Here is a 23,482-nt window from a genome sequence, read left to right on the forward strand (position 1 = left end):
GTCAGGGCGTTTTGACATAACCCACCTTACTTGAACGTCAGATCAGGTGCGCCGCGCGTGACATTTTGCGTGCGGCTTTTACCAGCTTGATCAACCTGCACGGCCAGATTTTCAGCCGTCGGGAATCGTTCGAAATATGCAAAGTGGATGGCCTCAATCACGTCGATATTCTTGCATCTTATCAGGTATTCAGCCTGAAATTCGTTTGTGTCATCACCATCCGTCCGCGTGGTGTCTGTGTCTTGCCCCAAACCTATGGCCGAAAGTGTGACATTGGCCATCGCGGCAAAACACTCGGCCTCTTCGGGCACAACAAACAACTCCAGAGGTTTGGACAGGTCGGAAATGGCGACGGCAATAGAGTCCCGCCCTTCATCGTTTTGTGCAGGCTTCTCGGTGCCAAGAATGCCGGCGGCGGGGACTGCCAGTGACAAGGTGAACTCGGCCCCGGAAACCACAATGTCCAGATCACCCGCAGCATGATCCTGCGCAACAGCGGTATGAGCCTGCGACACAAAAACCGCAGAGATCAGGATCAGGGCGAAAGCTGCGCTTTTCATAAACAGGCACCACAAAACAAAGAATCACCCGGATTATTCTAATATGTTTCAAATCCCGTGCAATCTTGGCCCCACGCATCGCGCCTCACCAATATTGGGGAGTATCGGGGTGACCAATATTATCCGACTATAAAACTCAGGTTGACATAGGTGACTAATTCACTCAGTTAATACATCATACGCGCCACATAACCGGCGTATGAAAACCTTTTTCTGACTGGAAAGTGTCACCCCCATGACCCGATTTTTCACCGCCACCAGCATCCTTACAATTGGTGCTGCCTCCGCAGCTTTTGCAGCTGACGCACCCTCGAAAGCCGAAGTTCTGAATACCTACGCAAACATCGCCGAAGCCAAATATGACGATAGCCTGATCGCTGCCAAAGCGCTGCAAGAGGCCGTAAACGCCCTGATCGCCGACCCATCCGATGCCACCCTGAACGCGGCCCGCGCCGCCTGGGTCGCCGCGCGCGTGCCCTATCAACAGACCGAGGTCTACCGCTTTGGAAACGCCATCGTTGATGACTGGGAAGGCAAAGTGAACGCCTGGCCGCTGGACGAAGGCCTGATCGATTATGTCGATGCCTCCTATGGCGGACCCACTGATGAAAACGAGTTTGCCGCGCTGAACGTGATTGCCAATCCAAGCTTTGAGTTGTCGGGCGACGCCATCGACGCCAGCGAAATCACCCCCGAACTGCTGGGCGAAACCCTGCACGAGGCTGACGGGATCGAGGCAAACGTCGCCACCGGCTACCACGCCATCGAATTCCTGCTATGGGGTCAGGACCTGAACGGTAACGGCGCGGGCGCGGGCAACCGCCCGTATACCGATTATGTTCAAGGTGACGCCTGCACCGGCGGCAACTGTGATCGCCGCGCCCAGTATCTGAGCGCCGCGACCGCCCTGCTGGTCAGCGACCTGGAATGGATGGCCGCACAATGGGCCGAAGGTGGTGAGGCACGTGCTGCACTGAACGCGAATGAAACCGCTGGTGTCAGCGCGATCCTAAGCGGCATGGGTTCGCTGTCCTATGGCGAGCAAGCAGGTGAACGTATGCGCCTTGGCTTGATGCTGAACGACCCCGAAGAAGAGCATGATTGCTTCTCGGACAACACCCACAACAGCCACTATTACGACGGCTTGGGCATTCAGAACGTGTATCTGGGCAGCTATACCCGCATCGACGGCACCCCGGTTTCGGGCGCTTCGCTATCGGACTTGGTGATCTCGTTCGATCCGTCGCTGGACGCCGAGATGAAGGTCAAGCTGGCCAAAACCATGCAGGCCCTGGGCCGCCTGAAGTCGACCGCCGAGGCCGGTTTCGCCTATGACCAGATGCTGGAACGCGGCAATGAGGGCGGCGAGCAACTGATCATGGGCGGCGTCAACGGTCTGGTCGATCAGACCAAGACGATCGAGCGTATCGTGACCGCTCTGGAACTGGATCAGATCGAGTTTGAAGGCTCCGACAGCCTGGATAACCCTGACGCGGTTTTCCACTAAGCAAACCCCGGATCGGGGCGTGCGCAAATTCACGCCCCCGGCTTTCCTGTCACGCAAAATTGTGACTTTCAGCTGGACCCGAAACAAATAACTTACTAATTAAGTAAGAAATCTATCGAGCACAGATTCGCTATGATCGTATGTCACTGCACAAATATAACTGACCATGATATCCGCGCCGCGATCGATTGGATGCGGACAGCAGATGCACACACGATCATCACCCCCGGCAAGGTCTACCACGCCCTTGGAAAATCAGCGGATTGTGGCGGCTGCATGCCGCTTTTTCTGGACACAATGCGATCGAACGATAATCTGGAAGTCCCCATGCAGCTCCGTGCCCTACGCACCAGAGCAACTCAGGAGAAAGCAGATGAAGGGCAACCCCAAGGTAATAGAATACCTCAACAAATCTCTGCGGCATGAGCTGACAGCCGTCAGCCAGTACTGGCTCCATTACCGCCTGCAGGAAGATTGGGGCCTTGGCCACATGGCCAAGAAAAGCCGTGAAGAATCCATCGAAGAGATGGGGCATGCCGACAAGCTAATCGAACGGATCATCTTTCTGGAAGGCCATCCCAACCTGCAGAAACTGGACCCGCTGAGAATTGGTCAGAACCCCAAGGAAACACTGGAATGCGACCTGGCAGCCGAGCAGGACGCGCGCGCGTTGTACGTAGAAGCGCGGGATTACTGTAGAGAAGCACAAGACTATGCCTCTATGTCGCTGTTCGAAGAATTGATCCGCGATGAAGAAAGTCATATCGACTTTTTGGAAACGCAGCTCGACCTGTACGAAAGGATTGGCGACGCCAATTATGCGCAACTCAACGCATCGAAAATGGACGAGGGCGAATAGCCTTTTCATCCTGTTGGTGGTCGCCCTTGCGGCCACCCAAACCCCAGCCGCCGAGCTGCGGGACTATCACCTGAATTTCGAACCCAGAACCGAGGATGAGCGTGCGCGCATCGCCCGTGTCACCGCTGCGCCCACCGATTTCAGCACGCCCCAAAGGTTCGAGGACTTGCCCGCCGGTGCCGCCACCGTTCGCGCCCGTGCCGATGCTGACGCATTTTCGCAGCCCTCAGGCAACCTGAGCTTTGAGCAAGAGCTGGACTTTAAGGTTGGAAACGGACTGTTCAAGAAAATCTGGGTGTCTTCTCCGGCCTCAACTCTGGCCTCGGATGGGCTGGGACCGCTGTACAACGCCCGCTCGTGCCAGCGCTGCCATATCAAGGACGGGCGCGGGCACACGCCCAACGGTCCGGATGACAATGCAATTTCGATGTTCCTGCGGGTCTCGATCCCCGGTGGCGGTGGGTATGACGAGATCGAGGATTACATCGCCACCCAGCCCGAACCAAATTACGGGGGCCAGATGCAGGATTTGGCCTTGCCCGGTCATCCGGCTGAATATCGCCTGGATATCACTTACGAAGACGTCAAGGTCACTTTGTCAGATGGCGAAACCGTCACTTTACGCAAACCGACCTACGCGGCGGCTGACCTTGGATACGGGCCGCTGCATCCAGAGGCGATGCTCAGTCCACGAGTGGCGCCGCAAATGATCGGCCTTGGATTGCTCGAAGCGATCCCGGTCGCGGATCTGCTGGCCAACGCTGATCCCGACGATGCCGATGGGGATGGGATTTCCGGGCGTCCCAATATCGTCTGGGCGATGGAATATGGCGCCCCGATGATGGGTCGGTTCGGGCACAAGGCCGGGATGCCCACGATCATGGAACAATCGGCGGCGGCCTTTGCCGGTGATATCGGCATATCAAGCCCACTTTACCCCGCCAGCCACGGCGATTGCACCGATGCTCAGATTGGTTGTGCGACCGCCCCGCACGGGGACGGTGACGTGCGCGAGTTCGAGATCGACCAGATCGGAATGGACCTCGTTGCCTTTTACAGCCGCAACCTGGGCGTTCCCGCCCGGCGGGACATGGACGACCCTCAGGTGCTGCACGGTAAGCAGGTGTTTTACGACACTGGCTGCGCGTCCTGCCACACGCCTGCCTTTGTCACCCATCGCATGTCAGACCGGCCCGAACAGAGTTTTCAGCTGATCTGGCCTTACTCCGACCTGTTGCTGCACGATATGGGCGAAGAGCTGGCTGATAACCGCCCCGAGGGTCGCGCCACAGGGCGCGAATGGCGCACGCCACCGCTTTGGGGCGTTGGGCTGACTGAACAGGTTTCGGGCCACACCCAGTTCCTGCATGATGGTCGCGCGCAATCCTTGCTGGAAGCCATCCTCTGGCATGGGGGTGAGGCACAGGCAGCCCGCGATACGGTCGTGGCCATGCCCAAACCCGACCGCGATGCCCTGATCCATTTTCTGGAAAGCCTCTGACACATGCGTATCCTTGTTGCTGCTGTCGCATTGACGCTGCCCCTAACTGCGCTGGCGCAGGACCGTGAGCCGATCTTGTCGGATGCGGTCGAAGGGCACATCCTTCCCGGCTTTGCCGCACTGGCTGAAACGACCGGGGTATTGGCCCAAACAGCACAAACCGATTGCACCCAAACCTCGCCCGAGTTGCGGGGCGCCTATCACGCGGCCTTTGACGACTGGATCTCGGTCAGCCATCTGCGCTTTGGCCCGTCCGAGGTGAACGACCGCGCCTTTGCGCTGGCCTTCTGGCCCGACACCAAAGGGTTCACCCCCAAAGCCCTGTCCAGCCTGATCGCGACCGAGGATGCGGCTGTGGAAAGCCCCGAAGGTTTTGCCGAGACATCCGTCGCCGGACGTGGCTTTTTTGCGTTAGAGCAGATGCTTTATGAGCCCAATTTTTCCGATCAGGGCGGCGCCCCGTATCGCTGCGCGTTGATACAGGCCATCACCACCGATATCGTCAGCAATGCCCGCGCGATAAACGCAGATTGGGGCGGCTATGCACCTGCCCTAACCCAACCGGGCGACGACAGCCCCTATCGGTCCGACGATGAGGCCATGCAAGAGCTTTACAAGGCGTTGGTGACCGGACTTGAATTCACTGGCGACACCCGCCTTGGTCGTCCGATGGGCACCTTCGACCGCCCGCGCCCCAACCGGGCCGAGGCACGCCGTTCGGAACGCGCGCTTCGTCATGTGGAACTGTCCCTGATCGCCCTGCGCGATCTGGCCGCGCGCCTGTCAGCGGACCACCCCAAGATTGCCGCCGATCTGGACAGCGCCTTTGACAAGGTCATCATCCGCGCGCAATCGCTGGACGACCCGGTGCTGGCCGGGGTCGCCACTCCGCAGGGCCGCCTTAGGGTCGAGGCGTTGCAGCAAGCCATCAACGATATCCGTGCGATTGCCTCGGCCGAGCTGGGTCCGACGCTAGGCATCAGCGCCGGGTTCAATTCACTGGACGGGGACTGACCTGTTGCCCAGCCGTCGTCATTTTCTGGCCGGTCTGGCCGCGACCAGCCTTTCGCCGATACAAAGCTGGGCCGCAGTTGGTTCGCCCGACTATCTCGCCGCTGCCCTGTTCCCGGATAGCAGCTATCGACTAGCCGGGCTGGATACGGGTGGAAACATCCTGTTTTCCATACCTCTACCTGCGCGCGGCCACGCGGCGGCAGCCCATCCGCACCGCGCAAAGGCTGTGGCTTTTGCCCGTCGTCCCGGCACATTTGCGGTGGTCATCGATTGCGCCACAGGCACCGAAGTCACCCGACTTAACGCCCCACACGGTCGCCATTTCTATGGCCATGGCGTCTTTTCCCCCGACGGCACTCGTCTGTTCACAACTGAAAACGACTATGATTCCGGAGACGGCGTGATTGGCGTCTGGAACACAGACAGCTACACCCGCATAGGCGAGTTCACTTCGGGCGGGATCGGTCCGCATGACATGCGATTGATGCCCGATGGTCAGACGCTGGTCATCGCCAATGGCGGCATCGAAACCCACCCCGAGACAGGGCGCACCAAGCTGAACCTGCCAACCATGCAGCCACGGCTGACCTATCTCGATTTATCCGGCACGGTTTTGGAGCAGGTGGAACTACCACGCGCGCTGCATAAGAATTCGATCCGCCATTTGGCTGTACGGCACGACGGTATGGTGGCATTTGCGATGCAGTGGCAGGGGGACAAGGTGCATCACCCCCCTCTGCTGGGCCTACATCGTCGGGGCGAAGCACCGCGTTTGCTTTCAGCGCCTGATGCCGCGCAAAGCACATTGCAAGGCTACGCGGGCAGTGTCGCCTTTGCCGGGGATGAAACCACGGTTGCCATCACCTGCCCACGCGGCAACGCCTTGCACCGGTTCGACGTCGCGAATGGCCAACTGAACGGGGATTTCCCGTTGGAAGACGTCTGTGGCCTTGGCTTCGGCCCCAAAGGGTTCGTTTTCACCACCGGCACCGGGATAGTCGGAGAGCTGACATCCACCCCCCGCATTTCAGCCTGGCCGGACTGTCATTGGGACAATCACCTGATCCCAATTCGCAAGCCTGCATAAACTCGGCAAATCCCCCCACATAGATTACACTTGGAAGAATCAAAATGCTGCCGTATTGGCGGGCGCTAAACCGGCACTTTAACCGCAAGGACTGACCTGATTGAAACAGACGCCCGACGCACCGCATTCCATCTACGGGGTAGAGAAATGGGGCAAAGGCCTCATTGAGGTGACGGAGCAGGGCGAGATCGGTCTGCGCAATCCCCTAGTGCCCGAGGCGGCGGCAATCAGCCTGCCAGGTATCCTGCATGATCTGGATGAACGCGGTATTAAGGCACCGATGTTGCTGCGCATCAGTTCGTATCTGGAAAACGAGATTGCGCATATCAACGAAAGCTTTCACGATGCGATTGCACGTGTCGGCTACAAAGGCAGCTATCGCGGCGTATTCCCGATCAAGGTGAACCAGCAGGCCCAGGTGGTCGACCGGATCGTCGAGTTCGGTAAAAAGTACGACTATGGGCTCGAGGCTGGCTCCAAGCCCGAACTGGTTGTCGCACTGGCGCACCGTCTGGCCCGCGAGGCGCTGATTGTCTGCAATGGCGTCAAGGATGCCGAGTTCATCCAACTGGCCATCCTCAGTCGTAAGATTGGCTTCAACACGGTCATCGTTCTGGAAAGCCCGAAAGAGGCGGACACGGTGATCGAGGTCTATAACGAACTGAGCATCGAACCCCTGATTGGTGTGCGGGTCAAACTGACCAATCAGATCAGCGGCAAGTGGGAAGAAAGCTCGGGCGACCGGTCTGCCTTTGGCATGAACACTGACCAACTGGTCGCCACGGTGGACAAGCTGAAAGCGGCAGGTTTGCTGCATTGTTTGAAGCTGCAACATTCACACCTGGGCTCTCAGGTGCAGGACGTCAACGACGTGCGCCGCGCCGTTGGCGAGGCCTGCCGGTACTACACCGAACTGACGCGCGAGGGCGTGCCGTTGACCCATCTGGACCTCGGTGGCGGCATGGGTGTGGACTATACGGGTGAGAAAAAGGCTGCCGAGAACTCGATCAACTACACGGTCGAGGAATACTGCGCCAACGTGGTTGAAACCGTGGCCTACGCGATGGACGAGGCCGAGGTCGAACATCCAACGCTGGTGACCGAGAGCGGGCGCGCCGTGGTGGCGACGTCGTCGATGCTGGTGTTCAATGTGCTGGAAAGCACCTTGTATGACGCACCGAACGGCCCCGAGGTCGAAGCGGACGATCACCATCTGGTCTCGGACCTTGCCGCGATCAACGGGTACCTCAGTACCGAGCGTTTGCAAGAATGCTGGAACGACGCAAATTTTTACCGCAACGAGCTGCGCGCGTTGTTCCGCCGCGGCTATGTCGATCTGCGTCAGATGGCCCGCGCCGAACGCATCTATTTATCGCTGATGGCCCGCCTCAAGGCGCTGGCAGCAAGCGATGATTTGGAAACGGATGTGGACGACCAACTGGAAAAAGTGGCCGATATCTACCACTGCAACTTCTCGCTGTTCCAGTCGCTGCCCGATGTCTGGGCCATTGACCAGTTGCATCCAATCGTGCCTCTGCAAGGTCTGAACCAAACTCCGGACCGCCGCGCGGTCCTGTCCGACATCACCTGCGACAGCGACGGTAAGATCGACCGGTTCATTCTGGCCGACGGTGTCTCACCCAGCCTGCCGGTGCATACCCTGCCCGAGGACCAGGAATACCTGATGGGCGTGTTCTTTGTCGGTGCTTATCAGGAAACACTGGGCGATCTGCACAACTTGTTCGGGGACACCAATGTCGTAACCATCGACCTGCGCGCTGACGGTGGCTTTGACCTGCTGCACGAACAAGAGGGCGACACCATCAGCCAGGTCCTGTCCTATGTCGAGTTCGACCCCAATGATTGCGTCGCCGCCTTCCGCAAAATGGTGGACGAGGCGATCTCGACCGGTACTCTGATGGCCAAGGACCGCAAAACCCTGATGAGCGCCTATCGCGACTCGATCAACGGCTACACCTATTACGAATAACCCCAGAGAGGAGATTACCCCCATGGGAACTTTGAGTGGCAAAACACTGGTTGTCGGCGCGGGCGGCGTATCCCACGCCGCCGTGCACAAGATGGCAATGAATTCGGACATCTTCACCGAAATCACTCTGGCCAGCCGGACCAAATCGAAATGCGACGCCATCGCCAAAGCGGTGAAAGACCGCGTGGGTGTTGATATCGCCACGGCCGAGTTGGATGCCTACAAAGTCGAAGACACCGTCAAGCTGATCAAGGAAACCGGGGCCGAACTACTCGTGAACCTCGCCCTGCCCTATCAGGATCTGGTGCTGATGGACGCCTGCCTTGAGGCCGGGATCCACTACCTCGACACAGCGAACTATGAGCCCGAGGATGAGGCCAAGTTCGAATACCACTGGCAATGGGCCTATCAGGAGCGGTTCAAAGAGGCTGGGCTGACCGCCATTCTTGGATCGGGCTTCGATCCGGGCGTGACCAGCGTCTTTGCCAAATGGCTTAAGAAACACAAGCTGGACACCATCCGCCAGATCGACGTTCTGGATGCCAATGGCGGCTCGAACGATCAGGAGTTCGCCACCAACTTCAACCCCGAGATCAACCTGCGTGAAGTGCTGGCCGAAGTCCGCCATTGGGAAAACGGCGAATGGCACCATAGCCCGGCGCTGACCAACAAGGTTGAATACGACTTTCCTGCCATCGGGCGGAAAAACATGTACCAGATGTACCATGAGGAACTGGAATCGCTCTCGACCCACTTCCCCGAGATCGAGCGCGCCCGCTTCTGGATGACGTTTGGCGACGCCTATATCAAACACGCGACCGTACTGCAGAACGTCGGCATGACACGCATCGATCCGGTCATGCATGACGGCAAGGAAATCATCCCGATCCAATTCCTGAAAACCCTGCTGCCCGATCCCGGCGATCTGGGTGCCGAAACCAAAGGCAAGGCCTGCATCGGCGACATCGCTACCGGTCAAGCCAAGGACGGCTCGGGTGAGAAGACCTATTACATCTACAACATCTGCGATCACGAGGAATGCTATGCTGAGGTCGGCAGCCAGGCCGTCAGCTACACCACCGGCGTCCCCGCCATGATCGGCGCGGCGCAGGTGATCAAAGGCAACTGGTCCGAGCCCGGCGTGTGGAACATGGAACAGCTTGACCCCGACAACTTCATGGACATGCTGAATGAGCATGGCCTGCCTTGGCAAGTCCACGAACTCGACGGCCCGGTCGAGTTCTAAGTCCACTCATTTCATCTTTTGCCAAATACTCCGGGGGTCCGGGGGCAGAGCCCCCGGCCTCTCCACCACAAGGAAACGCCGGACATGTCCGACATGATGACCACACAGGCTGGCGACGCCGGAGCCTTCCGCAATTTCGACCTGAACCGTGTGCCAACCCCCTGCTTTGTGGTCGATGAAAAAGCGGTCGAGCGAAACCTGACCATCCTCTCCGATATCGGCACCCTGTCTGGCGCGCATGTCCTTTCGGCGCTCAAAGCGTTTTCCATGTTTTCGTTGGCCCCACTGGTGCGCCAGCATCTAGGTGGCACCTGCGCCAGCGGCATTTACGAGGCCCGGTTAGGCCGCGAAGAATATGGCGGCGAAGTCGCCACTTTCTGCGCCGGGTACAAAGATGCCGACATGGACGAAATCCTATCGCTGTCCGACCACATCATCTTTAACAGCCCGGCACAAAAGGACCTGTTTTTGGCCAAAGCACAGGCCGCAAACGTGCAGGTTGGGTTGCGCATCAACCCCGAGCATTCCGAAGGCGAGATTGCCAAATACGACCCCTGCGCGCCCTGTTCACGTCTGGGTACCCCGATTAGCCAGTTGACCGCCGAGGCCATGAACGGTGTCGATGGCCTACATATGCACACACTCTGCGAACAGGGGTTCGATCCCTTGCAGCGGACATGGACCGCCGTAGAACCAAAAATTGTGCCCTATATCAATCAACTCAAATGGCTGAACTTTGGTGGTGGCCACCACATAACGCGCGACGACTATGACCGTGAGGGGCTGGTGGGCTTCATCAAGAACATCCGCGAAACCTATGGCATAGACGTTTACCTCGAACCCGGCGAGGCTGTCGCGCTGGATGCGGGTATTCTGGTCGGCGAAATCCTCGACCTGCCCACCAACGGAATGAACCTTGCCATCACCGATATTTCGGCCACCTGTCACATGCCTGACGTGATCGAAGCCCCTTATCGCCCCGCGTTGATGGACGAGGCCGAGGCAGGTCACACCTACCGTCTGGGCGGCCCGTCCTGTTTGGCCGGTGACGTGATCGGAGACTACACATGGGACAAACCACTGGAGATCGGCCAGCGTTTTGCCTTCCTTGATCAGGCGCATTACTCAATGGTGAAAACCAACACGTTCAACGGCGTACCCCTGCCCACCATCGCCCTGTGGAACAGCGAATCGGACGAGTTGAAGATCATCAAACAGTTCGGCTATGACGACTTTAAGGACCGACTCTCATGAGCATTTTCCTCGACAGTGAACTGACCGCAACTGAGCGCACCGAAGATGCCCGGTTCCGCGTGATCCCGGTACCGTTGGAGCGCACGGTATCTTACGGTTCGGGAACGGCCAAAGGCCCCGAGGCCATCATCGAGGCCAGCAATGAGCTGGAACGTACCACCGGCCACGCCGAGCCCTGCGTCGAGGGGATTTTCACCGAAGAGCCCGTGGATTGCGATGCGTCCCTGTCCGAGATCATGGAGCGCCTTGCCCAGCGCACCGAAGCCGCCATTCGCGCGGGCAAGGTGCCGGTCACTTTGGGGGGCGAACATTCGCTGAGTTACGGCGCTGTGATGGGTGTGGCTCGCGCCTTGGGTCAACCCATAGGCATTGTCCAGATCGATGCCCATGCCGACCTGCGCAATGCCTATCAGGGGGAAAGACACTCCCACGCATCGGTCATGCATCTGCTCGCTGAAGAAGGTATCCGATTGGCGCAGTTTGGCGTGCGCGCCTTTTCGACCGAAGAAGCGCAAAGCCGCCTGAAAAATCACGTTTTCCACGTGGATGCTGAGGAATTGGTCACCGGTAATATCCACGCCGTCGACCTGCCCGAGGATTTTCCTGAGCTGGTCTATGTCAGTTTTGACGTGGACGGGCTGGATCCCGCCATCATGCCCGCCACCGGGACACCGGTGCCCGGTGGGCTGGGCTACTATCAAGCGCTGCGGTTGGTCGAACATACCCTGAAAGGCCGCAAATGCGTGGGCTTCGACGTGGTCGAACTAGCCCCCAATGGCAATGCCGCCTGGGACTTTACCGCAGCGCAGATCGTCTATCGCCTGATGGCTGCCTGTTAACCCTCGGACGTTTCGTTCAGTTCCATGTGCCCCTCGCCCTTGTTCAGGGCACGGCGCAACATGGGTTCGAAGAACTCCAGCGGTTTGGTCGGGTAATCCGGGTCGAACGCCTTTTGGTCGTATTCATGGCAGAAATAGCGGCAGTCCTCCCAATAAGGGCTGTCGCGATACTTGTCGCGGGCGTTGCGGTCGCCGCCTAGATGATGGTTGTAGTAGTACCCCTGAAACACACAGTGATGTTTGAGAATCCAATAAGTCTTCTCACTGACATAGGGCTTCATCATCGCCGCTGACAGCTCACCATGGTTATAGGGTGACAGAATATCGCCGGTGTCGTGGATCAGTGCTGCGACCACGATTTCCTCGTCCGCGCCGTCTTCAAAAGCGCGCGTCGCGGCCTGCAGGCTGTGCTGATAGCGGTTCACGGGATAGGGCGTCCAGTCTTCGTCCAGCGACCGGATCGCGTCCAAAATCCGGTCAGGCAAAGCGGCATTGTATGCCTCTTCATACTCCATGACGGCGTCCCAGTCGGCCTTGGTGGCCTCTTCGAAACTGGTCCAGGTGGGTTTGTGGCTTTTGTCCAGCATGGCGCGGTCCTTTGGCTGATCTGTTGGAATCAGAGTAACGCATCCCTCCTACTCAAAAAAATGAATTGATTTTATCAATCTGATGAAAAAATAGTATCGCCATGCAATTCAAAGCAATCGAGACCTTTCTATGCGTGGCCGAGACCGGGGGCTTCCATGCCGCCGCACGCAAACTGAACGTGACACAAACCGCTGTCAGCGCCCGTATCCGGCTGATCGAAGAAGAAACCGGCAAGGCGTTGTTCACCCGCGGTGCAGGCGGCACCAGCCTGACTGAATTCGGGCAACAGTTCCGACCATATGCCGAACAGATGCTGTCGCTTTGGTCATTTGCATCGCGCGAGCTGCCAGCCCAAACGCAGAACCGGATCGCGCTGCGTCTTGGTGCGCAACTGAGCATCTGGGACCCGCTGCTAGTCGATCTGGCCGTTCAGTTCGAACAGCGCCTCGGGCAACTTTTGCTGACGTTGAACTATGACCACGATCTGAACATGGTCGACGCGGTCGCCACCCATGTTCTGGACGCCGCATTGACCCACGAAACACCCAACGATCCGCGCGTGCAATCGCACGAGTTAAACCCCGAACGCCTGTTGCTTGTCAAAACTCCGGAAACGGACGATCCAGTTTTCGTCAATCTGGAACTGGGCGAGGTCTATCAGGACCACGTCCGTTCGGCTGTGAGGCAGGCCACGGGGCAGACGGTGTTTCTGGGCAATTGCCTGATGGCCCTGCGTTATGTCCTGCGGCGGGGCGGAACCGGGTATTTCCCGGAATACGTCATCCGAGATCATCTGTCCGCGGGTCAACTGACCCCCGTGGCCGGGGCCATTGACCTGCTGCTGCCGCTGCATCTGGTGACCCGCCGTGACAGCACCACCAGTGACGATATCCTGTCCTGTCTGACCGACCTGCGTGCTAGCTAGGCCCGGGACATCGCGCCCGTCGCGTCCCTGTAGCGCCTGCGCAGCAACGGCCGCCCGGCGATCAACAAGAACAGACATGATACAGCAATGCCAATCACCGCTGGCAGATACAACAGAACCCATAACTTCGGCTCGGCGATCACAACGGGTGACACAAAACCCCGCACCCCTTCAAGCACGACCAGAATCGAAAATGCACCCAGGATCTGCGGCCACAGTCCAAATCGCGAAAAGCTACCCAACATCAACGTGGCATACCCGGCCATTGCTACGGCGATACAAATGGCAACCCACGAAAACCGCTGATGCAATTCGTCAACCAATTCCCCGACGGGAAAGCCTTCGGCCGTACTGATGGCGGCGCGGTCTCGCAAAAGTTCAATGGTGGGGATGGCTTCGAGACTGCGCTCGGCCATGACATTCGAATTCGTCAGTGCGGAAATGTCATATGAGGCGTCCTCGAACAGCGTCGAGGACAAGGTTCTGCCCTCCTGATCCAAACGCAACGCGATCCCGTCCAACATCACCAAGTGGATCCCAGATTCATTGTTGACCAAATAGGCCGTTTTTGAGGAATAGCTGACCGGGTTCAGCGCATCTCGCCGATCTGATACAAAAACCTCGGACAGCGTGCCGTCCAGGTCAATCTTGCCGATATAGACAGTAACGCCAAAGGCGGGATGCAGGAATTCGCCTTCATTCAGCAATTGCGCGGTGACGTCCCCTGCTACTTCGGCTTGGCGCTGTTCAAGCTGCTCAACAGATGCGGGACGTAAAAAGACGCTGATGACGGCCATCATCAGCCCGGCCACCAACCCAAACAGGAATACCGCACGGGCTAGCCGCCATGGGCTGGAACCGGTGGCCAGCATCACCGTCATCTCGCTTTCGCGGCTCAGCCGGTTGGTGGCATAAACAGCGGCGGCAAACACCGCCATCGGCATCACCGTGCGGATCAGCGTTGGCAATGTCAGCGCCGAGAATTCCAGAAACACCATGGCCGATTGGCCACCGCTGATGACTCGGTCAAACAGGCTAACCGATCGGGTGATCCAGAACACACCGACCAGAACCAAGGTGAAAAAGCCGAACAGAATCAGCAATTGCCGCAGGAAATATCCATCAAAGCGCGACATGGGTCCTCTTACGTGTGTTCGTGGTGGTCGGACATTATGTCATTCCGTCGCTGTAGGAAACCGGGATTGGCCAATTGTCACCACCACGAAAAGCGCGGCAATGGCCTGGCTTGCTGAACCCAAGACTGTGGCGTGGCCGATTCAAGCGGACTATGCCTCTGTAAACTATTATATTCGGATCAAGGTGTGTCCTCCTTACCCGCCCATCCCGCTGTATCTCGGCGTTGTGTATCTACCTTTTCGAATTCCTGCTAAACGAAAACAAAACAAAAAAACATCCTTGAGCAGACGAGCAGATGAGAGGTCTAACCGCAGCGTTGGCAGTGCTCTTGACTATGAGCACGCCATTGGCATCGAAAGAAATACAGGTTGGCAATGATCCAGGCGGGCGGATTCTGGACCGCAAGGTTCAGATCGAAATCGCCAATAGGACCAACGCGCGCATACACATTGTCGGGGATTACTGTAACTCCAGCTGCACCATGCTGTTGGGGGCAGACGATGTGTGTGTATCCTCCGAAACGCTTTTCGGGTTTCACGGCCCGTACCGTGTAAACCGGACAAAGATGACCGAAAAGGAATTCGACCAGAAAAGCACTTCGCTTGCCACGTACTACCCGCGACCGATAAGAAACTGGTTCATGTCCAAGGCAAGGTTTGTGGGCCCGGATGAGTTTCTGTATGTGTCCGGTGAATATCTGATAAGCATCGGCGTGCAAGAGTGCGCGTAAAACTTCTGCAGGCTGTCACTTCTCACAACAGCCCATATGCAGGTCGCACGACTTTTGCGCATCCATTGAAACAGCGATTTGAGTGGAATGGCAGGGGCAGCAGGGTTCGAACCCGCGACCTACGGTTTTGGAGACCGTCGCTCTACCAACTGAGCTATACCCCTAAGGTGGGCCTCAGATATGCCAGCCGCGCGACGGACTCAAGAGGCTTTTTCAGATTCCGCGCGACAATTGCATTCGACAAACAAGTTGCGTGCAGCGTTGAGTTCTATAAGACACGGTTTGGTCAGTACGAGGGACCCCATCCGTGAGTATCCGCAAAAAGATCGCCGACAGCGAAGCCGTTCTGAACTGGGCTGCGCGCCGCATCGCAAGCTATATCCGGATGGTCAATCGCAACACCAAATGGCAACGCATCGGGTACGACGAACTGGACCATCTGGTCGAACAGGGTGAGCCGGTGATCGTGGTGCTGTGGCACCAAAGGCTGGCGCAATCCCCTTATTTCTTTCCTTTGGAAAAAGGGCCGATCTGTTCGATCACCTCATCCGCAAGAGCGGGTAGTATGGTGGGCCGAGTGCAGAAACTGTTCGGCATGGATACCATCGCCATGACCAGCAAAAACGCAAATAACATTGCGATATCGCGCCAAGTGATCGGCAAGATTAAGCAGGGCATTTCCATAGGCATCGCCGCGGACGGTCCGCGCGGTCCCGAACGGGTACTGTCCACTGTGCCTCTGGTCTGGGCGCGCACCTCGGGCAAGCGGGTGTTCGGCATCACCTTTTCGGCAGAACATGGCCGCGAGGCGGGGACATGGGATCGCCTTTTGATGCCGCGCCCCTGGCGGAATAAGGGTGTCTTTCTGTGCCGGGAATGGACTGAAACCGTGCCGCGGAAAGCGTCCGAAGAACAGATCGAAACCCTGCGCCAAAGCCTTGAGCAGCACATGAACGACATCACCGCCGAAGCCGACCGCATGGTCGGGCGCGAACCGTGGTCGCCTAAGGGTTAGCCGCCCCTCAGCCGTTGCATCAGATAGATTTCGCTGCCTTCGGGGATCGGTTCGGTTAACCCGCTGGCGATAACCCGCCCGTCGATGGCGATGGACACCCCCGCATCAATCGGGGCCTGCAATTGCGGATGGATCTTCACCAATTCTCGCAGCAACTCGCCTGTGGTCTTGGCCTCAACCTCCACCACCTGCTGGCCCCCGGTCAGTGACCGGAGGCTGGACCAGAGGTGAACCTCAACCATTGTTCTTTAGCGCCGCCAGAATGCGGGGCGGTGACATCGGCAGTTGCTTCATCCGAACGCCCGCCGCATGCGACACCGCATTTGCGATGGCGGCCAAAGGTGGCACGATGCCCGTCTCACCCACACCACGCACGCCAAACGGATGGCCAGGGTTGGGCACTTCGACAATCACCGTGTCGATCATCGGCAAGTCACTGGCGACAGGAATACGGTAATCCAGGAAGATCGAGTTCTGCAGGCGGCCATCCTCGCCATAGATATATTCCTCGTTCAGTGCCCAGCCGATGCCTTGCGCGGCACCGCCCTGATACTGGCCTTCCACATAGGTAGGATGGATCGCCTTACCCGCGTCCTGAATGACCGTATAGCGGGTAATCGCAGTCTTGCCTGTTTCCGGATCGACCTCAGCATCAACGATATGGGTGCCAAAGGATACGCCTGCGCCTTCTGGCGTGGCCTCGAAATGGCCCGAGATAGGCCCGCCGGTTTGACCCATGTGGGCGGTGATATCGGCCAGTGGGCGCGGGTCGAAATCACCCGCGTTTGGACCCGAAGGTACAGCGCAGCCGTTTTCCCATTTCACCGCATCCGCCGGAATTCCCCAGCTGGCGGCAGCTCGTTCGCACAGCTTTTCAACCGCGTGTTTTGCTGCCTTGATGGTTGCCAAGCCGCTTGCATAGGTCACGCGCGAACCATGCGAAACGTCGTTATACCCCAGCGTCGCAGTATCGGCGACGGTCACACGGATGTTCTCATACGGAATGCCCAGAACCTCGGCCGCCATCAGCGCCATTGACGCGCGTGAGCCGCCGATATCGGGCGTGCCCACCATCAACTGTGCCGAGCCATCCTCGGACAGCGCCAGCGAAACCGACGTTTCACCCCCGTGGTTGAACCAGAACCCGCAGGAAATCCCACGACCCTGCCCCGGCTTCAGCGGGGCTGAGTAATGCGGGTGGGCCTTCGCGGCCTCAAGCGTTTCCACCAAACCGATCCGCTCATACGTCGGGCCATAGCTGGCTTTGGTGCCTTCATGGGCGGCGTTTTTTAGACGAACTTCGATCGGATCGAGGCCCAGCTTCTTACACAGCTCGTCAATCACCGATTCAACCGCAAAAGCCCCCATCGGCGCACCCGGCGCGCGGTAAGCGGCCTGTTTCGGGCGGTTGGCCATCACGTCATACCCAATCTGGCTGACATTGGTCAGGTTATAGGGTGCAAAGGCACACATGGCGGTCATGTCACCCGGGGCGCCCGGAAACGCCCCGCCCTGCAGGCGGAACACGCCTTGGGCTGCCGAGATGGTGCCATCCTTCTTCATCCCGATCTTGATATCCATCGACGCCGAGGATGTCGGGCCAGTGGCCCGGAACACCTCGGACCGGGTCATCACCAGCTTAACCGGGCGGTTCGCCTTGCGGCTCAGTGCCAGCGCGACAGGTTCGATGAAGACTGTGGTTTTACCGCCAAAACCACCACCAATCTCGGACGCAGTCACGCGCAGTTGCGAGGTTTCGATACCCAATAGCGCCGCGCAGGTCTTTTGCGCGATCCAGTGGCCTTGAGTGGTACACCACAGCTCACCCTTGCCGTCGTTGCCCAACATGCCCAAACAGGCATGCGGCTCGATGTACCCCTGATGGGTCGCCTCGGTGACAAAGCTGTCTTCGATGATCAAGTCAGCTTCGGCAAAGCCAGCTTCTACATCGCCGTGCCCGCTTTCGTGGTACCGCACGACGTTTGGGTGCATCCCCTCGGGTACGGAATAATCCGCAGCACCCTCGCGTAAGACCGGCGCATCCGGCTCCATCGCTTTGTCTACGTCGGTGACGTGCGGCAGCACCTCGTATTCAACCTCGATCAGCTTGAGCGCATCGCGCGCCGCCAAAGCCGAGGTCGCCGCCACAGCCGCAACTGCGTGCCCGTCATAGAGCGCCTTTTCACCCGCCATGACGTTTTCCAGAACATTCCAGAATTCACCCTCAAGGCCGGGTTTGAACGGCACTTCGGCAAAATCCGCGCGGGTGACGACGGCTTTGACATCCTTGTGCGCTTCGGCCTGCGAGGTGTCGATCTTCACAATCCGTGCGTGGGCGTGGGGCGAACGCAGGATCGCGCCGTGCAGCATGCCTGGCGCAGAAACATCCGCCCCGAACTTGGCGCGACCAGTGACCTTGTCCAGACCATCGGGCCGATCCGGGCGCGTGCCGACGAAGGTGAATTGCGTTTTACGATCGTCGAGTGCCATTATGAAGCCTCCCGCAGTTCTTCGGCCGTTTCCATCACGGCGCGAATGATCTTGTCATACCCAGTGCAGCGGCACAGGTTGCCTGCCAGCCAGTACCGGGCCTCTTCCTCGGTCGGGTTGGGGTTCTTCTCCAGCAGCGATTTGGCCGCGACCAAAATGCCCGGCGTGCAGATACCGCATTGCAGGGCGGCATGCTCGATGAACTTTTTCTGCAGCGGATGCAGAACGTCACCCTCCGCGATGCCTTCGACGGTTTCGATCTGCTTGCCATCGGCCTCGACCCCTAACATCAGGCAGGAACAGACCAAACGGCCATCAACCGTGACCGAGCATGCGCCGCAATCGCCGGTGCCGCAGCCCTCTTTCGCACCAGTCAGGTTCAGCTTGTCGCGCAGACAATCCAGCAGGGTTTCGCGCGGATCGCAAAGGTAATCGACCGCGTCACCATTCACGGTGGTGGATACGTGGAACTTGCTCATGCTTCCTCTCCCTTGGCGCGGGCATAGGCGATTTTCGCGGCGCGCTTGGCCAGAACGCCGGCGACCTCGGTACGGAATTCGATAGTGCCGCGTTTGTCGTCAATCGGGTTGCAGGCGGCGGATGCCGCAGCGGCCAGTGCATCCAATGAAGCGTCGTCCAGCGCGCTGCCGATGATGGCCTTGGCACAGTCCTCAACCAGCAGCACGGTCGGCGCGACAGCGCCCAATGATACGCGCGCCTCGGTGACGGTGTCCCCGTCCAGACGCAGGCTGACGCCAACGCCAACCACGGCAATGTCCATCTCAGTGCGCGGGATAAAGCGCAGGTATGCGTCGCCGCCATTGTCGCCCCGTGCGGGGATGTGGACGGCCGAGATCAACTCGCCCTTGGCCAGCGACGTTCTACCGGGTCCGGTTGGGATGTCTTCGACCGCTACCTCACGGTCGCCATCCGGGCCGGTCACCGTGACCGTGACACCCGCCGCAACCATGGCAGGCACCGAATCCGCCGCCGGAGAGCCGTTGCACAGGTTGCCGGTCAGCGTCGCGCGCCCCTGAACCTGGGTCGAGCCGATCAGATCCATCGCCTCGACCACGCCGGGCCAGTCGCGACCCAGTTCCAGATGTTCGCTCATCTCGGCACCAGTGGCAGCGACGCCCAGCGTCCAACTGCCGTCGGCGTTGCTGTTGATATCGCGCACGCCGTCGATCTTCTTTATGTCGATCAGCGTATCGGGCGTCACAAGTTCTGATCGCAGTTGCACCAGAACATCGGTGCCGCCTGCCAGAAACCGTGTGATGCCCGTCGCGTTTGCGGCCAGTGCCGAAGCTTCGGCAAAGCTGGCGGGGCTGTGATAATCCATGAAATACCTCGCACCTGTTGATCAGGATTCACTGGGTTCAGAGGGGACGTTAGTGCAGCAGCATGGCCGCGTCCATGGCAGGAGCGACCAAATTTCATGTTACCCGATGTCGTTTCCAGACCTGAGGTCAGAAGTCGATCTCGATCACGCCGTCTGGCTGCGCCGCGCGACTTTGGCACAGGATCATCGCATCCGCGCGTTGCTGGTTCGACAGAACGAAATCGCGATGTTCAATGTCTCCCGAAATCACACCGCATTTGCAAACCCCACATATGCCGTCTGAGCATTTGACGTCCACGTGAATCCCCGCCTCGGTCAACACCTGTGCGGCGTCCTTTTCCACAGGTACGATCAATTCCCGACCCGATTTTGCCAGCCGTAAGGTGAACGGATGGTTTTCATATTCAGGCTGTTCAGGGACCGAGAAATACTCCAGATGCCGCGCGTCCTCGGGGAAGCCCTGCGCCTCGGCCGCTTGTATCACACTGTCCATGTAGCGGTCCGGCCCACAGGTATAAACGTGCCAACCCGGTTGGTAGCCTGACAGAACCGCATCCAGATCGGCGCGGGTGCCTTCGTCCGAGAAATGAAAATGTACATGTTCCGCCCAGGGCATCGCCGCCAAATCGTCCAGAAACCCCGCACTGGCGCGGGTTCTGGCTGAATAATGCAGCGCGAACGGCTTGCCCAGCGCGTGCAGGCGGTGGGCAAAGGCGATCATGGGGGTAATGCCAATCCCGCCGCCCATCAAAAAGGTCTTGGTGGCCGTCTCATCCAATTCGAAATGGTTGATCGGTTTTGAGATGAACACCTTGCGCCCTTCGTTAAAGATGCGGTGCAAAAGGGCTGAGCCGCCGCGCCCGTCATCCTCGCGCAGCACTCCGATTTGATAGGAGGACCGGTCAGACGGATCGCCAGACATAGAATACTGCCGCAGGAATTCCGGCGCGACCAGCACGTCCAAATGCGCCCCTGCGGTCCAGTCGGGCAAGGGCGCGCCGTCGATGGCCGCAAATTCGTACTTGGTCACATCCGCCGTCATCTTGTCGACTTTGGTCAGCTCAACCCGCATCACTGGCGCGTCGCCCGCAATAGTGTAGCGGTGGATTACCGACACATCACCGGCCGCTTTGCGGGCCTTGTATTCCTCAGCCGTGACCATCGCCTGATAGGCAGCAATCCCGGCCTCGCGGTCCATCGCAAAGGGATAGGGCCACGGGTGCGGCGCCAGATAGGCGGGGTAGACGGCCAAAGTCTGATCTTCGTATTTCAGGTCAAGGTCTGTTTGCAGACCACACCGGTTCAGCGGGTGAGTGGTGGGGCGATAGGCACCATCAGTCTGCAGTTCGATATCCCACCACCACTTCTTGACGTCGTTCAAACCGCCATTTCCGACCGCATCATCCAGCTTTGCCAATACAGGCGCAGCTTGCGGCAGGTTGATCGCGGCCCAGCGAAAGGGCCGCTCTTGAAATATACCTTCAAGGTTCCACGGGCAGGTTTTCATGCACCGCCCGCACATGGCCCCACCTGACGTGCCGATCCGGTACGTGGCACATTTCTGGCTGTCGGATTTCCAGATTTCATAGCCGTTGAACATCAGCTTCGGCCCGGCCGTGATCGCCCCCGAAGGACATTCACGCGCGCATTTGTTGCATGCCTCACAAAAGCTCTGCAGACCGAAATCGATGGGCTTGTCGTGGCCAACCGGCATATCCGTTGTCACCACACCGGACTTCAGGCGCGGCCCCAGATAGGGGTTCAGGATCACCTCTCCGATCCGACTGACCTCACCCAGACCAGACAGAAGCAACAGCGGCGGTTGCAGCACTTCGCCGTCCATGACGGTATGCGCTTTGGCCTTGTATCCGAGGTTACGGATTTGCTGCGCAATCACGCCGCCAAGAAGGGAAAACCGCAAGTAAGCCCGCATGGACTGGCTGACCGCGATCCAGTCGTCACCACTGGACCCTTCCATGGTTTCACGCCCCTGGTCGATGATCATACTGATCGCCTGATCATGCGGGGGGTTGATTTCCTCTCCAGCAGCGTCGTGGGAATACCAGCTCCATTCAGGGCACCGGCTGAGGCCAACGGCATCGGCACTTAGAAAATAGCTTGCGGCCTTAATATTCGCGGCATTGCGCGCAGCATCGGTAGGCTGCGACACCTCAGCACTTTCACCATCCTGCAAAAGCACGAAGGCCCCAAGCGCCCGGCGCTGCGCAAAGCTGGGGGCAGATTTGCGGACATAATGCCCACCCTTTGCCGCGTCCTGCAGCGGTTTGCCCATATCGCCAAACAACGCACGGGCGAACATGTCAGCACGCTTGGGGACGCGGGCGACATTTTCTTCGTCGATATAAGTGGTAGGGCTCTCAACGCGTTTAAGCTTTTCGAACGGATGTGCGCCGTCCACATAGCGCCGTTTGGCGTAAACGTCGCGGTTCAAGGCGTTCTTGGCAAACCCGGTGCCCAACCACCAGGCCGGACCCTGTGTGTGAAACCACGGCTGTTGCGCCATGGGCAACAGAGGCTGGTCATGCGTGATCTCTAACTCGGTCGTTACGGCGGCCAGACCGAACCGTTTGCCCAACCACGGGGCCACTATGTCGCCACCCTCAACCGTGGCTAGACCCGCTGCCACTGCCAGCCGGCCCAGATCAACCTCGGACGACATCGCGGTATGCGCCCGCGCGTCATAACCCAGCAGGCGGATGTAATTGGCGATCACCACCGCATTCTCGGTCGCCAGCAGACAGGCGCGATGATCCTGCGCGTCGATGATCCACTCGGCTCCTGGCTCGGTCGGGTCTGGATCACGATTGTGTTCGTACAGAAAAACGATGGCGTGGCGATGCGTGTCCATCGGTTTGGGCGCGGCCTCCATGCTTTCCTTCAGGTCCGCCATGATCAGGTCGATCCCCGAAGCCAACGTCTTGGTCTGTCGCGTCTTCAGCGCATGGGACAACCGGTCGATATCGGGGTTGCGACGTGGCTCGGACAACAACGCCTCAGACGGCAACGGGCCGCAGCCCATCATCGAGGCATCATTGAAATAGCCAAATGCCTTAAGGTGGTTGGCGCGCTCGGACGGGTTCGCCGGAATCCCTGATCTCACCGGATTCACGAACCCGTCGCGGATGGCGTCCATCATCGCCTGAAACTCACCCATCGCGTTGACGATGCTTTCGGGTTGGTTCGGTCGGCGAAAGCTCAGCTTTGGCATCAGGGGCACGACAGACAGATCCGGCATCTCGATCTGCCGCGCCAACCGCTCCAGCGGATACCGGCCCATATGGACAGGTCTGTTCTTATCCGAGAAAAAGCGGATTCCCATTGCGCGCCTCCTGTTGCTGACTGTCACCTAATGTGCCGTAGACAGCAAATCCATTCAT

General features: G+C 58.7%; 21 protein-coding genes and 1 tRNA gene. 13 read left to right on the forward strand and 9 right to left on the reverse strand.

Annotation, left to right across the window (positions count from 1 at the left end; all coding sequences use genetic code 11):
* Positions 1-26 precede the first annotated feature (26 nt).
* On the reverse strand, positions 27-560 hold the full coding sequence (locus ACR0AL_RS15390; protein ID WP_480663712.1) for a ZrgA family zinc uptake protein: 534 nt from the start codon (positions 558-560) through the stop codon (positions 27-29).
* A gap of 235 nt (positions 561-795) precedes the next feature.
* On the opposite strand from ACR0AL_RS15390, the gene ACR0AL_RS15395 reads away from it, so the two are divergent.
* The 10 genes from ACR0AL_RS15395 (at position 796) to speB (ending at position 11,857) form a co-directional block, all read left to right on the forward strand.
* Complete coding sequence (locus tag ACR0AL_RS15395; protein WP_480663714.1) at positions 796-2,067, forward strand: imelysin family protein; 1,272 nt, start codon at positions 796-798, stop codon at positions 2,065-2,067.
* A 132-nt stretch (positions 2,068-2,199) separates the two neighbouring features.
* Positions 2,200-2,493, forward strand: coding sequence for a (2Fe-2S)-binding protein (locus tag ACR0AL_RS15400; protein ID WP_170350875.1), 294 nt, complete (start codon positions 2,200-2,202; stop codon positions 2,491-2,493).
* Positions 2,441-2,926 (forward strand): bacterioferritin, encoded by a 486-nt coding sequence (gene bfr / locus ACR0AL_RS15405; RefSeq protein WP_170350874.1) that lies wholly within the window; start codon positions 2,441-2,443, stop codon positions 2,924-2,926. The genes ACR0AL_RS15400 and bfr overlap by 53 nt, the downstream gene beginning before the upstream one ends.
* A complete protein-coding gene (locus tag ACR0AL_RS15410) occupies positions 2,886-4,427 on the forward strand; it encodes a di-heme oxidoreductase family protein (RefSeq protein WP_480663716.1) in 1,542 nt (513 codons plus the stop codon). Before bfr ends, ACR0AL_RS15410 begins: the two co-directional genes overlap by 41 nt.
* Positions 4,428-4,430: 3 nt before the next feature.
* Entirely contained in the window at positions 4,431-5,441 is a 1,011-nt protein-coding gene (locus ACR0AL_RS15415; protein ID WP_480663718.1) for an imelysin family protein, read from the forward strand.
* Positions 5,442-5,445: 4 nt separating this feature from the next.
* Positions 5,446-6,528: a DUF1513 domain-containing protein gene (locus tag ACR0AL_RS15420; RefSeq protein WP_480648532.1), complete on the forward strand. Its 1,083-nt coding sequence runs from the start codon at positions 5,446-5,448 to the stop codon at positions 6,526-6,528.
* A 100-nt stretch (positions 6,529-6,628) separates the two neighbouring features.
* The gene (gene speA / locus ACR0AL_RS15425; protein ID WP_480663720.1) at positions 6,629-8,518 is read left to right on the forward strand and encodes a biosynthetic arginine decarboxylase; all 1,890 of its coding nucleotides are present in this window, start codon (positions 6,629-6,631) and stop codon (positions 8,516-8,518) included.
* 22 nt (positions 8,519-8,540) lie between these two features.
* Entirely contained in the window at positions 8,541-9,764 is a 1,224-nt protein-coding gene (locus ACR0AL_RS15430; RefSeq protein ID WP_170350869.1) for a saccharopine dehydrogenase family protein, read from the forward strand.
* 84 nt (positions 9,765-9,848) lie between these two features.
* On the forward strand, positions 9,849-11,018 hold the full coding sequence (nspC, locus tag ACR0AL_RS15435) for a carboxynorspermidine decarboxylase (RefSeq protein WP_480663722.1): 1,170 nt from the start codon (positions 9,849-9,851) through the stop codon (positions 11,016-11,018).
* A complete protein-coding gene (gene speB / locus ACR0AL_RS15440) occupies positions 11,015-11,857 on the forward strand; it encodes an agmatinase (RefSeq protein ID WP_480663724.1) in 843 nt (280 codons plus the stop codon). The genes nspC and speB overlap by 4 nt, the downstream gene beginning before the upstream one ends.
* On the opposite strand, the gene ACR0AL_RS15445 is transcribed toward speB, so the two are convergent.
* Positions 11,854-12,444 carry an HD domain-containing protein gene (locus tag ACR0AL_RS15445; protein ID WP_480663726.1) on the reverse strand — a complete coding sequence of 197 codons (591 nt, stop codon included), beginning with the start codon at positions 12,442-12,444 and terminating at the stop codon, positions 11,854-11,856. The genes speB and ACR0AL_RS15445 overlap by 4 nt on opposite strands.
* A gap of 101 nt (positions 12,445-12,545) precedes the next feature.
* On the opposite strand from ACR0AL_RS15445, the gene ACR0AL_RS15450 reads away from it, so the two are divergent.
* The gene (locus tag ACR0AL_RS15450) at positions 12,546-13,370 is read left to right on the forward strand and encodes a LysR family transcriptional regulator (RefSeq protein WP_480663728.1); all 825 of its coding nucleotides are present in this window, start codon (positions 12,546-12,548) and stop codon (positions 13,368-13,370) included.
* Here the strand turns inward: ACR0AL_RS15450 and lptF are convergent.
* On the reverse strand, positions 13,367-14,506 hold the full coding sequence (lptF, locus tag ACR0AL_RS15455; RefSeq protein WP_480663729.1) for an LPS export ABC transporter permease LptF: 1,140 nt from the start codon (positions 14,504-14,506) through the stop codon (positions 13,367-13,369). The two genes, ACR0AL_RS15450 and lptF, sit on opposite strands and share 4 nt — an antisense overlap.
* A 296-nt stretch (positions 14,507-14,802) precedes the next feature.
* Between lptF and ACR0AL_RS15460 the strand changes: the two genes are divergently transcribed.
* A complete protein-coding gene (locus ACR0AL_RS15460) occupies positions 14,803-15,237 on the forward strand; it encodes a hypothetical protein (protein ID WP_480567516.1) in 435 nt (144 codons plus the stop codon).
* An 88-nt stretch (positions 15,238-15,325) separates the two neighbouring features.
* Here ACR0AL_RS15460 and ACR0AL_RS15465 read toward each other — a convergent pair.
* A tRNA-Trp gene (locus tag ACR0AL_RS15465) sits at positions 15,326-15,401 on the reverse strand.
* Positions 15,402-15,544: 143 nt separating this feature from the next.
* Here ACR0AL_RS15465 and ACR0AL_RS15470 point away from each other — a divergent pair.
* Positions 15,545-16,252: a lysophospholipid acyltransferase family protein gene (locus ACR0AL_RS15470; protein ID WP_170350862.1), complete on the forward strand. Its 708-nt coding sequence runs from the start codon at positions 15,545-15,547 to the stop codon at positions 16,250-16,252.
* Here the strand turns inward: ACR0AL_RS15470 and ACR0AL_RS15475 are convergent.
* From ACR0AL_RS15475 to ACR0AL_RS15495, 5 genes are all read right to left on the reverse strand, one after another.
* Entirely contained in the window at positions 16,249-16,494 is a 246-nt protein-coding gene (locus tag ACR0AL_RS15475; protein WP_170350861.1) for a MoaD/ThiS family protein, read from the reverse strand. The genes ACR0AL_RS15470 and ACR0AL_RS15475 overlap by 4 nt on opposite strands.
* Positions 16,487-18,742 (reverse strand): xanthine dehydrogenase family protein molybdopterin-binding subunit, encoded by a 2,256-nt coding sequence (locus ACR0AL_RS15480; protein WP_480663731.1) that lies wholly within the window; start codon positions 18,740-18,742, stop codon positions 16,487-16,489. The genes ACR0AL_RS15475 and ACR0AL_RS15480 overlap by 8 nt, the downstream gene beginning before the upstream one ends.
* Positions 18,742-19,221: a (2Fe-2S)-binding protein gene (locus tag ACR0AL_RS15485; RefSeq protein WP_170350859.1), complete on the reverse strand. Its 480-nt coding sequence runs from the start codon at positions 19,219-19,221 to the stop codon at positions 18,742-18,744. Before ACR0AL_RS15485 ends, ACR0AL_RS15480 begins: the two co-directional genes overlap by 1 nt.
* A complete protein-coding gene (locus ACR0AL_RS15490; protein ID WP_170413541.1) occupies positions 19,218-20,084 on the reverse strand; it encodes an FAD binding domain-containing protein in 867 nt (288 codons plus the stop codon). Before ACR0AL_RS15490 ends, ACR0AL_RS15485 begins: the two co-directional genes overlap by 4 nt.
* Before the next feature lie 127 nt (positions 20,085-20,211).
* Positions 20,212-23,424: a 2Fe-2S iron-sulfur cluster-binding protein gene (locus ACR0AL_RS15495; RefSeq protein ID WP_480663733.1), complete on the reverse strand. Its 3,213-nt coding sequence runs from the start codon at positions 23,422-23,424 to the stop codon at positions 20,212-20,214.
* Positions 23,425-23,482 lie beyond the last annotated feature (58 nt).

It is taken from the genome of Ruegeria sp. BB1, from assembly GCF_056539465.1.